Source organism: Pseudomonas sp. URMO17WK12:I6, assembly GCF_003253625.1.
GTDB lineage: Bacteria > Pseudomonadota > Gammaproteobacteria > Pseudomonadales > Pseudomonadaceae > Aquipseudomonas.
In genome coordinates, this window is record NZ_QKYZ01000021.1 from 1 (window position 1) to 12,476 (window position 12,476).

14 protein-coding genes are annotated in these 12,476 nt (G+C 59.2%); 7 read left to right on the top strand and 7 right to left on the bottom strand.

Features of this window, described 5'->3' with window-relative positions; translation table 11 throughout:
• The coding region (locus tag F475_RS26715) for an integrase core domain-containing protein (RefSeq protein WP_146602951.1) at nucleotides 1-225 on the top strand (225 nt) is incomplete at its 5' end.
• Nucleotides 226-273: 48 nt separating this feature from the next.
• Here the strand turns inward: F475_RS26715 and F475_RS26720 are convergent.
• Complete coding sequence (locus tag F475_RS26720; protein ID WP_064616565.1) at nucleotides 274-1,272, bottom strand: LysR family transcriptional regulator; 999 nt, start codon at nucleotides 1,270-1,272, stop codon at nucleotides 274-276.
• A gap of 90 nt (nucleotides 1,273-1,362) precedes the next feature.
• Between F475_RS26720 and F475_RS26725 the strand changes: the two genes are divergently transcribed.
• From F475_RS26725 to F475_RS26755, 6 genes are all read left to right on the top strand, one after another.
• Nucleotides 1,363-1,989 (top strand): hypothetical protein, encoded by a 627-nt coding sequence (locus F475_RS26725; protein ID WP_019650412.1) that lies wholly within the window; start codon nucleotides 1,363-1,365, stop codon nucleotides 1,987-1,989.
• A 92-nt stretch (nucleotides 1,990-2,081) separates the two neighbouring features.
• Entirely contained in the window at nucleotides 2,082-2,852 is a 771-nt protein-coding gene (locus tag F475_RS26730) for a 2OG-Fe(II) oxygenase (protein WP_111455148.1), read from the top strand.
• Nucleotide 2,853: 1 nt separating this feature from the next.
• Nucleotides 2,854-3,492, top strand: a complete 639-nt coding sequence (locus F475_RS26735) for a LysE family translocator (protein WP_111455149.1) — start codon at nucleotides 2,854-2,856, stop codon at nucleotides 3,490-3,492.
• A gap of 572 nt (nucleotides 3,493-4,064) precedes the next feature.
• Nucleotides 4,065-5,294, top strand: a complete 1,230-nt coding sequence (locus tag F475_RS26745) for a type II and III secretion system protein family protein (protein WP_064616561.1) — start codon at nucleotides 4,065-4,067, stop codon at nucleotides 5,292-5,294.
• Between the two features lie 122 nt (nucleotides 5,295-5,416).
• Complete coding sequence (locus F475_RS26750; protein ID WP_026286433.1) at nucleotides 5,417-6,133, top strand: tetratricopeptide repeat protein; 717 nt, start codon at nucleotides 5,417-5,419, stop codon at nucleotides 6,131-6,133.
• 18 nt (nucleotides 6,134-6,151) lie between these two features.
• Nucleotides 6,152-6,424: a DUF3613 domain-containing protein gene (locus tag F475_RS26755; protein WP_018926249.1), complete on the top strand. Its 273-nt coding sequence runs from the start codon at nucleotides 6,152-6,154 to the stop codon at nucleotides 6,422-6,424.
• A 433-nt stretch (nucleotides 6,425-6,857) separates the two neighbouring features.
• Here the strand turns inward: F475_RS26755 and F475_RS26760 are convergent, their stop codons facing one another.
• From F475_RS26760 to F475_RS26785, 6 genes are read right to left on the bottom strand one after another with little or no spacing between them, the layout of a single operon-like run.
• Complete coding sequence (locus F475_RS26760) at nucleotides 6,858-7,826, bottom strand: type II secretion system F family protein (RefSeq protein WP_018926250.1); 969 nt, start codon at nucleotides 7,824-7,826, stop codon at nucleotides 6,858-6,860.
• 29 nt (nucleotides 7,827-7,855) lie between these two features.
• Nucleotides 7,856-8,842: a type II secretion system F family protein gene (locus F475_RS26765; protein WP_111455150.1), complete on the bottom strand. Its 987-nt coding sequence runs from the start codon at nucleotides 8,840-8,842 to the stop codon at nucleotides 7,856-7,858.
• Nucleotides 8,839-10,278 carry a CpaF family protein gene (locus F475_RS26770; RefSeq protein WP_111455151.1) on the bottom strand — a complete coding sequence of 480 codons (1,440 nt, stop codon included), beginning with the start codon at nucleotides 10,276-10,278 and terminating at the stop codon, nucleotides 8,839-8,841. The genes F475_RS26765 and F475_RS26770 overlap by 4 nt, the downstream gene beginning before the upstream one ends.
• 3 nt (nucleotides 10,279-10,281) lie before the next feature.
• Entirely contained in the window at nucleotides 10,282-11,502 is a 1,221-nt protein-coding gene (locus F475_RS26775; protein WP_064616555.1) for an AAA family ATPase, read from the bottom strand.
• Entirely contained in the window at nucleotides 11,496-11,990 is a 495-nt protein-coding gene (locus F475_RS26780; RefSeq protein ID WP_111455152.1) for a TadE family protein, read from the bottom strand. The genes F475_RS26775 and F475_RS26780 overlap by 7 nt, the downstream gene beginning before the upstream one ends.
• Nucleotides 11,990-12,469 (bottom strand): TadE/TadG family type IV pilus assembly protein, encoded by a 480-nt coding sequence (locus F475_RS26785; RefSeq protein WP_018926255.1) that lies wholly within the window; start codon nucleotides 12,467-12,469, stop codon nucleotides 11,990-11,992. Before F475_RS26785 ends, F475_RS26780 begins: the two co-directional genes overlap by 1 nt.
• Between the last annotated feature and the right edge of the window lie 7 nt (nucleotides 12,470-12,476).

A 12,476-nucleotide genomic window follows, 5' to 3' on the forward strand; every position in this document is an offset into this window, starting at 1 on the left:
AAACATGGAATCAGGTGCTCGATGACCGACGGGTATGACTGTTATCAGAACGCTTTGGCAGAGCGTGTGAACGGGATCTTGAAGACAGAGTTTCTGCTTCACCGACCTAGAGATCTGGCCGAGGCGATTCGAATGGTCGACGAGTCGATAAGCATCTACAACAGCAAACGTCCGCACCTATCGTTGAAATGCAAAACGCCCGATGCGGTGCATCGGGCGTTTTGAGGGTGAAACAGGTGTAAACCTATTTCAGGACTAGACACCGGGTAAAGATCAAAACAACCCATCACTCTCCGGCAACTCATACGCTGCCGCGCCCTTGCCCATCGCGCTTGGCTTGCCCGGATTGCTCAAGGTCGGCTCCTTCTCCAGGCATTCCACCAGATAGTCGATGAATACCCGTAACTTGGGCGGCAGATAGCGGGTGGGCGAATGCAGCAGCCAGGCGCCTCCATGGTAGGACGCCAGAAAGGTCCAGTCCGGTAATACCTGCACAATCAGCCCCTGTTCCAGCGCATAACGGGCGGTGAAGTACGGCAGGCTACCGATCCCGATGTGTTGCAATACCGCGCCCAATCGCACGCCCGTGTGATTGGCGGCGTAACGTCCGCGCACGCCGACGGTCACGGCTTTACTGCCTTTCTTGAACTTCCAGCGCGCATCGCTCGGGGTTTCGCCCAGATAGATGCAGCTGTGATTGAGCAAGTCGTGGGGATGAGTCGGTGTGCCGTGCTCGGCCAGGTACTGCGGCGTGGCGCAGAGCAAATGGTCGATGGTCAACAATTGGCGCCCCACCAGCCCCGCAGGGGGCCGATCGGTAATACGGATGGCCAGGTCGACGTTGTCATCGATCAAATCCACCTGGCGGTCCTCGAGCAACAACTCCACATCCACTTTGGGATAACGCCGCAGAAACTCCGGCATATGTGGATGAATCACAAATCGCCCGACGGCCTTGGGCACGCTGACGCGCACCAGCCCTTCCGCTTCCTGGGTGAACTGACCGCTGATTTCCATCACCGACTTCGCCGCGCTGACCATCTCCTGGCAGCGCTTGAACACCTCTTCGCCTCCGTCGCTCAGGCGTAGCTTGCGCGTGGTTCGTTGCAACAAACGCGTGGCGAGCGCCTTCTCCAGCCGCGAAATGCTGCGACTCACCGCCGAGGGTGAAGACCCCAACTGACGCGCCGCTTCGGAGAAACTGCCGGTTTCGACAACCTTGACGAAAATCGCCATTTCACCGAGCAGCGGCAAGGGAAGATTTATGCTCACAGCGCAACAGTCCTTTGATGGTTGAACGGATTATCACGCAATTCCACGGTTCATATAATAAAAATAGAAACTTTAATAAGGGCATGGAATATGACGCTTCGCCTCTTTTTCCATAGTGATGACCTCAGGGCCAACGTGGAAGTCCTGGATTGCACGCCCTATGAGAACGAGTTCGCCGTGGTGCTGCGCGCCACTCTGTTTCACCCCCAGGGCGGCGGGCAACCCTGTGATACCGGCTGGATCGGCGAAAGCCAGGTGCTGCGCGTGGTGCAGGAAACGGAGCGGATCATCCATTTCGTCGACCACCCGGTAAAACTCGGCATGATCCAGATTCGGGTCGACGAGCAACGCCGCCAGTTCAATACGCGCATGCATTCGGCGGGGCACCTGATCGGTCACTTTGTTCAGGCCATGGGCTGGATGCCTATCAAGGCTCATCACTGGCCGGATGAAGGACGTGTGCAATTCAAACCGGGCGATGGCGCGCAGGAGGTTGATGCCCAGACGATTCAGCACGGCATCAAGCAATGGATCGCCCATGATCTGCCGCGCTTGACGTCGTTGCGCGAAGGCGCCCGTGAAATCGGTTTCGGTGAGCTGCCCGCCTACGGCTGCGGCGGCACCCATGTACGTAGCCTGAAGGATTTGGGCATGGTCACGATCGCTTCCCTTTCACAGAAAAAGGGAACGTTGTCAGTCCACTACCACGTGGACTGAGTCTTTGGGCGATGTCGATCCCGTCATCGCCTGACGCCGGGGGAGCCTGCGTTCGCGGGCTCTGTTGACTATCTGATAGATGGACCTAAGACATGATGCTTGACGTCGAGCGTCTCGATGAGACGTGCATAAAAAAACTGGCCAACGAAGAAGTCCTCGCCATCCGCGTCAGAGGCTTGTTGCCTCGGCCACTGGCGATCCAGATCGGCGACAAGATCCTCGCCCCCGGCTTCGAAGGCTACATCAACGCACCGAGCATCGGTCGCATCGGCATGGCGTTTTACGAAGCGGAAAACCAGCCACTGCTGATCGAAGACTATTTCGAGCGCGCCACTAGCAACATCGCCGAGTTGCGCAGCCGTTGTGCGCCCTACTCCTCGCCTGTCGACACCCTGCGCTGCATGCTCGATGAGTCCTGGCCGGCGGGGGCGCATCTGGAAAATCTCTATGGCCGCAAGATGTATGTGGGGCTATCGCGCGTGGTCAAACCCGGCGTGTGCTTCCTCGCCCATCACGACATTTTCGCCAAGGACGCCCCGGACAGTTTCCAGGCCAGAAGCCTGGAAGCGCAGTTCGCCTGCAATGTTTACCTGAACATGCCGACCGAGGGCGGCGCATTGCAGATGTGGGACCACGACATTTCCCCGGACCAGTTCGACGAGATGCGTGGCGACAGTTACGGCATCGATCCGGCCTTGCTCGGACCTCCGACCCTGGAGGTTCGCCCTGAGCCGGGTGATTTCATCATGTTCAATTCACGCCGCATGCACTCGGTGACGCCGGGTGTGGACGATCCGCGATTGAGCCTTTCTTTCTTTGTCGGCTACCGCGGCAATGCATCCCCCCTGACTTTCTGGAGTTGAGATGTTTTCGAATTACCTGGGCGAGTTTCTGGCGCTGGCAACCATCCATTTTCTGGCCGTGGTAGCTCCCGGGCCGGACTTCGCCGTGACCATCCGCCAAAGCGTGCGTTTCGGGCGTTTAGTGGGCATCTGCACGGCGCTGGGCATCGGCGCGGGCATTTCCGTGCATGTGCTGTACACCTTGCTCGGCGTCGGCGCATTGATGCACACCACGCCTTGGCTATTGATGGTAGCCAAGGTGATCGGGGGGGCCTACATTTTGTATCTCGGTGTGAGCCTGTTGCGCAGCAAACCCAAAGTGGCGACTGAAGGCGACAACGGCGCGGCAGCGTCAACTGAGCAGCAGACCCTGTTCAAGGCCTTCAGCACGGGGTTTCTGACCAACGCCACCAACCCCAAGGCCACGCTGTTCTTCCTGGCGATCTTCACCACCATCATCAGTGCCTCGACACCGCTGCAGATTCAGGCGCTGTACGGGCTGTGGATGTGCTTCGTGAACGCCTTGTGGTTCGTGATCGTGGCCCTGTTCTTTTCCAGCGCCCGGGTGCGACTGCTGTTCATGCGCATGGGGCACTGGTTCGAACGAACCATGGGGGTGATCCTTATTCTGTTCGCCGGACGCCTGATTCTGTCCATGTAAGCCCTGCCGCCTTAGTTGCCTCGCCGAACCGCATTTTTTTGCCGCTCCAACGCCAGCAACATGGCTATCTCCACACTCTGCCCTGAAAGTTTTGTTTTAAATCGTGGCGCTTTGCTTTGTTTGAACTACCTTCAAACAAGAAGAAGTCATAACGGTTTGAATTTTGACGTTAGGTTCAGAGATCAGATAGCGAATTGGCAAAAGGAGTTACCTCACTATGATCCTGACAGGCGTTTACCGGCGCAGAGCTGTGATTGCCGGTTGCTTTTTAGGGGAGTCAGGTTGGCGGGAAGTGCCGCCTATAACCGCGATGGTTGTCGAGCCTGAGCCTGTCGCTCGGGTCGGCAGCCCAGGTATCTGGATCACTAAAAGCCGTTTTAGAAGGTCGCTCGCTGTTCATTCGGATCAGCGTATTGCACCTGCTTGCGTGTAGCACCAAGGAATATTGCCGGGGGCATTGGTCATTAGTGGTGAGTGCTCTGGCGAGGTTGAGGGTCGACTCAGGCCCCCTGTAGTGATCCGAGGCAACTTGGTTTGCCTTGTAGATGGCCTATTCAGCGAGGATGCACTTAATGAGCTATCGTACCGTGCCCGCTTTCAAGCGAATTATCCATGGCCTGTTCTGGATGGGCCTCAGCGTGGACGCGGCTCAGGCCGCGGCGGCCAATTGTTCGCAGATGGACAGTATGCCGACAACGTTCGAGGTCGGTCAGGGGCTTCAGAGTGAACTGCGCACTCCGGTTCCGGTGACGCAACTGGCCGTGGGTGACCCGAAAATTGCCGATGTGCAACCCAGCGGCAACAACCCCAACGCCTTCCTGCTCACTGGTCTGACACCGGGCACCACCAGCCTGATGGTCTGGACCGGCTGTTCGAAAGAGCCGCGCCATAGCATGGTGTTCGTCAAGGGCCGGGCCACCTCGGCGCTGACCAGCGCGTCGACCGGACCTTACGAAGACCCGCTGCTGCCGAGCCAGGTACAGACCGATATTCGCTTCGTTGAAGTCAGCCGGACCAAACTCAAGGAAGCCTCAGCGTCTATTTTCGGCACCCGCGGCAACTTCCTGTTCGGCTCGCCGAGAACCTTGCCCACCATTGGCGGCGTCGTCACACCGTCGGTGCCGGTGGACAACGGCATGTTCAACCTCAACTTTGCTACCGGCAATACCCTGGTGGCGATCAACGCACTGGAAGGCAGCGGTTTCGCCTACACCCTGGCGCGGCCAAGCCTGGTGGCGCTCAGCGGGCAGAGTGCGAGCTTCCTGGCCGGCGGTGAAGTACCGATTCCGGTGCCCAGTTCGGGCAGCGATAACATCTCCATCGAGTACAAGGAGTTCGGTATCCGCCTGACCCTGACGCCAACCATCATCGAGAAAAACCGTATCGCCCTGAAGGTGGCGCCGGAAGTCAGTGAACTGGACTTCACCAACGCCGTCAGCATCGCCGGCACCATAGTTCCGGCGCTGACCATACGCCGTACCGACACCAGCATCTCCCTGGCCGACGGCGAAAGCTTCGTCATCAGCGGCCTGATCAGCACTCGCAACAATTCCCAGGTGAACAAATTCCCGGGGCTGGGCGATATCCCGATTCTGGGCGCGTTCTTCCGCGACAACTCCGTCAACCGTGAGGAGCGCGAACTGCTGATGATCGTCACCCCGCATCTGGTCCAGCCCCTGGCTGCCAATGCACAACTGCCGTCGTTGCCTGGCGAGCAGCTGCGCAATTACGACCCGAACTTCTACCGCATGTTCTTCCTCGAAAATGGTGATTTCGACAGTAAGACCGGGCTCTCGCAATGAACCGGAGCCAGACGCTGAACCGGGCTTTCGCCCTCACTCTTAACGGTGACCTTGAGCGCTTGGCGGGCCAGCTGTATTGCCATTGGCCAGGCGTTCAACGTGTTGTAGCCAGAGGACACTCGATGAAAGCAGTCATTGCAATAACGGCGACATTGATGCTCGCAGGTTGTGCCACCAACGGTATCGTTTCGCGACCGGGCAGTTGTGCCAAACCCGCTTCGGAGCAAGAGTTGGCCCTGAACCTGGCCGACAACATGGCCAACGAAGGCCGTTTGTACGCCAGCCTGGCGAACCTGGAAGGTTTGCCCGATGACCTGGTCCAGGTTCGTCTGCGCAAGGCCCGGGTGCTGCGCTTGATGGGGCGTAAAGATGCGGAGCCGTTGTATCAAAGCCTGCTCGGCACCTGTCTGGCCGCTGAAGGGGAACATGGCCTGGGCCAGTTGGCCGCGGCCAAAAATGATAACGCCGGCGCTACCACTCACCTCGAACGCGCGGTGAAGATGTCCCCCACCGACGACAAGATGCGCAATGACCTGGGGGTCGTCTACCTCAATCAGCGACGGATCCCTGAAGCACGCTTCGAGTTCATGACGGCCATGGAGCTCAAGCAGGCGGATTCACTGGCGGCACTCAACATGGTGACGCTGCTGATCTATCAGGATAACTGGAAGGCGGCTGCCGAACTCGCGAACCGCGCCAGCTTGAGTCCCCAGCAAGTTGCAGAGGCTCAAACCCGAGCGGAAAAACTCAAGGCCTCTGCCAAAAAAGCGGTGGCTTCCGAGGGGAATCGCAAGACTGAGGCCGTAGTCGATGCCTCAGCCAATGCTGCGATCAAGTAGAACGTACGAGGAGTCGAGATGAATACCAAAGGGCTGTTGATTGTGTGCATGGCTTGCCTGTCCACCAGTGCCTGGGCTATTGAGCCAGGTCCCTCCTCGGCGCCGCAAAAGGGCACCGAACAGTGGATGCAGCTACAGATTCGTGGTGTGGTTGCCTCCCCTTTTCGACAAACTGCATCGGTCACTGAGCGTGACCTGTCCTTCCAGCGCTGGCTGAACAGCTTCACCTACCCGATCCCGATGTTCTTTGAGCAGAAGGCTGGGGGGAAAATGACCTCCAGCAGCAACTGAGGGACGTCAATGGATGATCAACCTCTGGCATCGTCCAGAGTAGCCTGGCTAAAACGCCAGGCTTAATCACGTCTGCTGGAAAGTATTGGCATCTACACATTGTTCAGTTCTGACCGAGTCCCCCTGGAGCGCAATGCTGTTCACTTAAACAGTTTCAGCCGCGACGCATTCTTTGTAGCAGCTGCCGAAGGCTGCGTTCGGCTGCGCAGCAGTCGTGAGTCCGGCTGCCGTGATGTGCCTGACGCACCGCAATGGCTGATTTTACGACTGCTTCGCAGCCGAACGCAGGCTTCGCCAGCTGCTACAGATCGCATTACGGCTTAAGTGAACAACATTGCCCGTAGGAGCGAGCGGTGTAGATCTTGGGAGGGGAAGTACAGATCAGGTTCGGGTGGCAAGGCCATCTGATTCGACAGCCCCCCACCCGATCCTCTTACATATTTCCGAATGCTTTCATTACGCCAATCATGGCCGGGCCGATGGCGACCAGAAAGAAGCTCGGCCACAGGCAGAAAATCAGTGGAAATATCAGCTTGGTGCCGATTTTCGCCCCCGCCTCTTCGGCGGCCTGCGTACGCCGATCACGGAATTCATCGGCATAGATGCGCAGGGTGTCGGCCACGCTGGTACCAAAGCGAATACTCTGCGCCAACAAGCTGACCAACCCTTGCACGTCCTCCAGACCGGTGCGTATGGCCAGTTGTTTGAGCGCCTCGGTACTGGTGATGCCCGCGCGGATCTGCGCATTGACCAGGGCCAGCTCTTCAGCCAGTTCAACATGACTGACCGACATCTCTTCAGCCACCCGTTCAATGGTCGTGGGCAGTGACAGGCCTGACTCCACGCAGACCACCATCAGATCCAGCGCATCTGGAAACGCGATACGCAGCCGGTTTTGACGCGCCTGCTTACGCTTGGCGACATACAGCGCTGGCAGCAACCATCCGATACCGGCCACCATGACCACCAACAACAGCCCCACAGCCAGGGAAACCTTGGGAATCAGCGGCAACAGCAGCAACGCAAGGCCGACCATCAACAGCGGTAACATCAAGCGCACCGCCCAGTACATCTGCACCGCCGAAGAGGAGCGGTAACCCGCATGCGTCAACAGAGTCTGGGTAACTGACGCCTGGGCCGATTCAGCCGAGGCAAAACGCTGGCCGACCCGCTCCAGCAACAGCTGCAGATTACCCGGCGCTTCCTGCCCTGCCGTATTGCCCAAATAACCGCGCTTGATCAGCGCCAGACGACGCTGTACCGGGTCCTGAAGACCCAGCATCAGCAACATCAAGGCGACGACCGCAAGCACCGTACTCAAACCGATCGCGCCAAGGAACAACAGGCGCGCTACTTCCTCGTTCCCCGTGAACCGACTGAACAACCCGAGTAAAAAGTCCATGACCTGTACCTCCCGGTAGCGAATATCGCTTAAACCTGAATCCGGATGATTTTTCGTATCCAGAAAATCCCGATCAACATGGCGAAGAAAGCCCCGATGATCAGCTTGTGGCCTATGGGATCATTGAGCAGCACAGGCATGTAGCTGGGGCTTGTGAGCACGATCGCAATAGCCAGCACAAAGGGAATCGCCACCAGCACCCAGGCCGACATGCGCCCTTCCGCCGACAGGGTTTTGATCTTGCGCTGAAAGCGGAAACGCCCGCGGATCAGCCGACTCAGACGCTCCAGCACTTCCGTCAGATTGCCGCCAGTCTCGCGGTGGATGAGGATCGAAGTCACCAGCATCATCACCGTCATGCTGGGCATGCGCTCCAGCAGGCCGAGCATGGCCCGGCGAACATCGTTGCCATAGTTGATGTCGGCAAAGGTCAGGCCGAACTCATGAGCGACCGGCCCCTTGTGCTCCTCGGCGACCAGACGCAGGGTTTCGTTGAACGGGTGCCCGGCACGCAAGGCCCGGCACATGGCATCCAGCGCATCCGGCAGGCCTTCCTCAAACGCAGCGAAACGTTTGCTACGGTCACGAGAAATTTTCAGCAGGGGTAACCAGAACACCCCGAAGCCTGCCAGCAACGCCATCCACCAGACGGTCACGACCATCCAGATCGAGATGCCCGCACACGCGCCCAGGAACAGCCCGAGCAAGATCACTCGATAAGCGCGGTATTCATGGCCGCCCTGCTCGATCATCTGCGTAAGGCTCGCCATGAACGGCAACTGCTCGAGCATGGCCTCCAGTGGCGACAAACGCGTCAGGTATTTCTGCCGCAACACCGTCTGCATGTTGGGCAAATTGTTGGCTTTTTCCAGTACATGCAAACGGCCGCGGATGCGCTTGCGCATCTTGCCCGCTTCGCCGAACACCGGCACCACCACGCCCTGGGACAAGAGGAACACGGCGATAAACACCATGCCCAGGAACATCACAATGAATTCAGCAGGAATATGGCTCATGGCTGCCGTGCCTCCATCCATTCAGGCCTGAACATCGTCAGCGGCAACTCGATGCCACGCTTGGCCAGCACATCGCGGAAGGCCGGAATCATGCCGCTGGGGCGATAATCGCCAAGCACTTCACCGTTTTCACCCATGCCCTGGCGCGCAAAGGAGAAAATTTCGGTCATGGTGATGATCTCGCCTTCCATGCCGTTGATCTCTTGCACGCTGACCAGCCGGCGCTTGCCGTCCTCCTGACGTTCCAGCTGGATCACCACATCGATGGCCGACGCGATCTGCTGACGCATGGCCTTGATCGGGAAGGTCGCCCCGCTCATCGACACCATGTTCTCGACTCGCCCCAACGCATCGCGCGCGGTGTTGGCGTGGATCGTGGTCAACGAACCGTCATGGCCGGTGTTCATGGCCGTCAGCATGTCCAGCGCCTCGGCACCGCGCACTTCGCCGATCACAATGCGGTCTGGGCGCATCCGCAAGCTATTGCGCACCAACTCCCGCTGACTCACCTCTCCACGCCCCTCGATGTTCGAAGGCCGGGTTTCCAGGCGCACCACGTGGGGCTGCTGCAATTGCAGTTCGGCCGAGTCTTCGATGGTGACGATCCGCTCGTTGTGCGGAATGAAACTGGACAACACGTTGAGCATGGTGGTTTTGCCGCTACCGGTACCGCCGGAAATCAGCACGTTCAGGCGCCCGCGGACAATCGCCTTGAGCAGCAGAGCAATGGCCGGGGTCAATGTCCCCACCTGAATCAGGCTGTCGGTATTGAGCAGGTCCACCGCAAAGCGGCGAATCGACATGCTCGGGCCGTCGATGGCCAGCGGCGGGATAATCGCGTTGACCCGCGAACCGTCCTTGAGCCGGGCGTCCACCAATGGCGAGGACTCGTCGATACGCCGACCCAGGCTGGACACGATGCGGTCGATGATATTCAGCAAATGCTGATCATCGCGAAAACGCACATCGGTCCGTTGCAGTTTGCCGAAGCGCTCGACATAGACCGAGGCATAGCCGTTGACCAGAATGTCGGACACGCTGTGATCGGCCAGCAACGGCTCCAGGGGCCCCAGACCGAGCACCTCGTCGGTGATCTGCTTGATGATCAACTGGCGGCTGGTGGTACTCACCGGTGCCGAATGCTCGTCGAGCAGGCGCTGGCAAATATCACGGATCTGCCGTGAGGCCTCGGCCTGTTCAAGGGAGTCCAGCAAGGACAGGTCCATGACCTTGAGCAATTGCTGGTAGATTTTTTCCCGCCACTCGGCTTCCACCGGGGTGACCTGGCTTCTGGTTTCGTAAAGAACGTCCGGTGTTGCACGCTCCCACGCCATTATTTCCTCTGCCGGATCCAGCAGGTCGTCGCCCTGAGCAGCTGACGATGCTGCGGGTTTACCGGACTGTTTGCGCAAGCGGTTACGAAAGTCGCTGATCATGGGTCATCCCCCGAAAAAACGGTTGAAGGCGCGTTTGAGTAAGCCTTTGTTCCCGGCCACCTGTTGACCGACCAGGTCCTCGGTCATGTCGCGCAGGGCGGTAGTAATCGCGGCCCTCGGCGCATGCAGCCCCAACGGCACGCCAGTGTTCTGACTCTGGCTGACCAGGTTGAAGTCGTTGGGTAATTTCGACAGATTGGTGCAGCGCAGTGCCTCGCCAATATCCTTGAGGCTGATCGCTGCGGCCTTGTCATAGCGGTTGACCACAATCTGCAACTGATCGCCGCGCACGCCCAGGTCGTCGCGAAGAATCCGCACCAGGGAGCTGGCATCGCGCAGATGACTGACGCTCTGCTGCACCACCACGTACACCCGGTCCACCTGTTCCAGCACGGAGCCGGTGAGGTGGTCGATTTGCCGTGGCAGGTCGATCACCACCCAGTCGTAGCTGGCGCGGGCCAGTTGCAACAGGGTGTCAAGTTGCTCGGGTTGGGCATCCTGCGGCAGGCACAGCTCACCGGCCCGACCACCCAGCACATGCAAGGTCGGGCTGAAGTGGCTGCAAAAACCGCGTAGCGCGACGCTATCCATGCCATCGATCTGATGCAGCACCTCGAGATGGCTGTGCGTCTGCGCCACGTCCAGGTAATGCGTCACGCTGCCGAATTGCAGGTCCATGTCCAGCAATAGGGTGCTGCCGCCCCTGACGCTGAGCTGTTGAGCCAGGTTGCAGGCCAGCAAGGTTCCGCCGGAGCCGCCCTTGGCGCTCATCACGGCGATCAATTTCCCTTCTGTCCCGCTGCCGGTGCGAACCTCCATGACCAGGCGATTCAAGGCGGCAACCAGTTCGGTCTCGGCGATAGGCTCCGGCAGCACGTCACGGGCGCCGGCCTGCATCGCCAGGCGCATGCCTTCCTGCTCGGTCAGCAGACCGCACACCAACATCGGCGGACGCTCATGGGCCGGACGCTGCAACAGCGCCGCCAATTCTTCGCGCCACAGATGGCTGACGCGCAACAGCAACAGATCGGGCATGCGGTCCAGGCCGTAGAGCGGGTCGACATGCCCATTACTCACCAGGCGAGTGCTCACCTCCAGGCAGGGCATGCGCTGGCAGACGCTCTGCAGATCGCGCAACGAGGTGGCATCACGGCTGCTGATCAGCAACCTCAGCCCAGCCTTGCCGGTCGAAGTGGAGAGCGGGGTATCCTTGGTATTCAGCATGGTGTGATCTCCCCGGAATCGGAATGACGCCCGAGGCTTTCGCGTGGCAAGGTTGCCTTGAATGCAGGCAAGGTAATGGGCACGCCTAACCCGGGAATAAACAGATTGAAAACGAAGCCTTGCAGACTCAACTGGACATAACGGATGGCACGAAAGCCAGTAGCGCTGACCAGGTCGCCGGGATTGGCCACCACAGCACCGTTGACGTCCAGATAAGTCAGCGTCAGGTTGGTGGTGGCCAGGCTCGTGATCAGCTGGCTCGTGCCGGCGTCGGTCGAGGCGTTGAAGATCGCCCGCCGCAAGACCACCGGATCGCTGATGTTGCACACCGCTGCCAGCCGCGCACCACGCCGCGCGGCTTCATCCAGCGCACTGACCGTGAAGTACAGGCGGCCCATTTCCACCACGCCGAACAACAGGATGAACACCAGCATGCCGATGAAGGCGAACTCCACGACATAGGTGCCGTGCATGCGTTTTTTATTCATCACAGCACCCTCATGACAGTGGTGGCAACCAACGGAATGGCCAGCGCAAACTGCCCACCGATAAGACCAGGAAACGTGCCGACACAATTGCCACTGCCAATCACCGGGCAGAAGCTATAGGTGATGGTGACTCGCACATGGTCGGTGCCTACCGCGGCGACCGCTACGTTCGCGGTCGTCAACCCTGACACCACAGCGCTGCCGGTAGCGCTGGGCACGCCATAGACCGCGACGTTTTTCGTCTGGGTCAGCAGCGTATTGCTCAGAGCGATAGCGCCGAGCGTCGAGTCCCAGGCCTGGCTGGCGACAAAACGGTCGGCATCACGGCTGGCCTGCAACAGGACGTTGTACTGGTAGAGCATGCGGCCGAATTCGCCGAGGCTCAGTAACAACAGAAGCAACAGCGGCAGGACTAGGGTGAATTCCACCAATGCCACGCCTTGCTGAGCCTGTGGTCGCTTGAATGAGTGAAGTCCCATGACGCCT

Excerpts from the sequence above, each read along its gene's own strand:
- F475_RS26725 (WP_019650412.1), top strand. The coding sequence starts at position 1,363 with ATGACGCTTCGCCTCTTTTTCCATAGTGATGACCTCAGGGCCAACGTG.
- F475_RS26730 (WP_111455148.1), top strand. The coding sequence starts at position 2,082 with ATGATGCTTGACGTCGAGCGTCTCGATGAGACGTGCATAAAAAAACTG.
- F475_RS26735 (WP_111455149.1), top strand. The coding sequence starts at position 2,854 with ATGTTTTCGAATTACCTGGGCGAGTTTCTGGCGCTGGCAACCATCCAT.
- F475_RS26745 (WP_064616561.1), top strand. The coding sequence starts at position 4,065 with ATGAGCTATCGTACCGTGCCCGCTTTCAAGCGAATTATCCATGGCCTG.
- F475_RS26750 (WP_026286433.1), top strand. The coding sequence starts at position 5,417 with ATGAAAGCAGTCATTGCAATAACGGCGACATTGATGCTCGCAGGTTGT.
- F475_RS26755 (WP_018926249.1), top strand. The coding sequence starts at position 6,152 with ATGAATACCAAAGGGCTGTTGATTGTGTGCATGGCTTGCCTGTCCACC.
- F475_RS26760 (WP_018926250.1), bottom strand. The coding sequence starts at position 7,826 with ATGGACTTTTTACTCGGGTTGTTCAGTCGGTTCACGGGGAACGAGGAA.
- F475_RS26765 (WP_111455150.1), bottom strand. The coding sequence starts at position 8,842 with ATGAGCCATATTCCTGCTGAATTCATTGTGATGTTCCTGGGCATGGTG.
- F475_RS26770 (WP_111455151.1), bottom strand. The coding sequence starts at position 10,278 with ATGATCAGCGACTTTCGTAACCGCTTGCGCAAACAGTCCGGTAAACCC.
- F475_RS26775 (WP_064616555.1), bottom strand. The coding sequence starts at position 11,502 with ATGCTGAATACCAAGGATACCCCGCTCTCCACTTCGACCGGCAAGGCT.
- F475_RS26780 (WP_111455152.1), bottom strand. The coding sequence starts at position 11,990 with ATGAATAAAAAACGCATGCACGGCACCTATGTCGTGGAGTTCGCCTTC.
- F475_RS26785 (WP_018926255.1), bottom strand. The coding sequence starts at position 12,469 with ATGGGACTTCACTCATTCAAGCGACCACAGGCTCAGCAAGGCGTGGCA.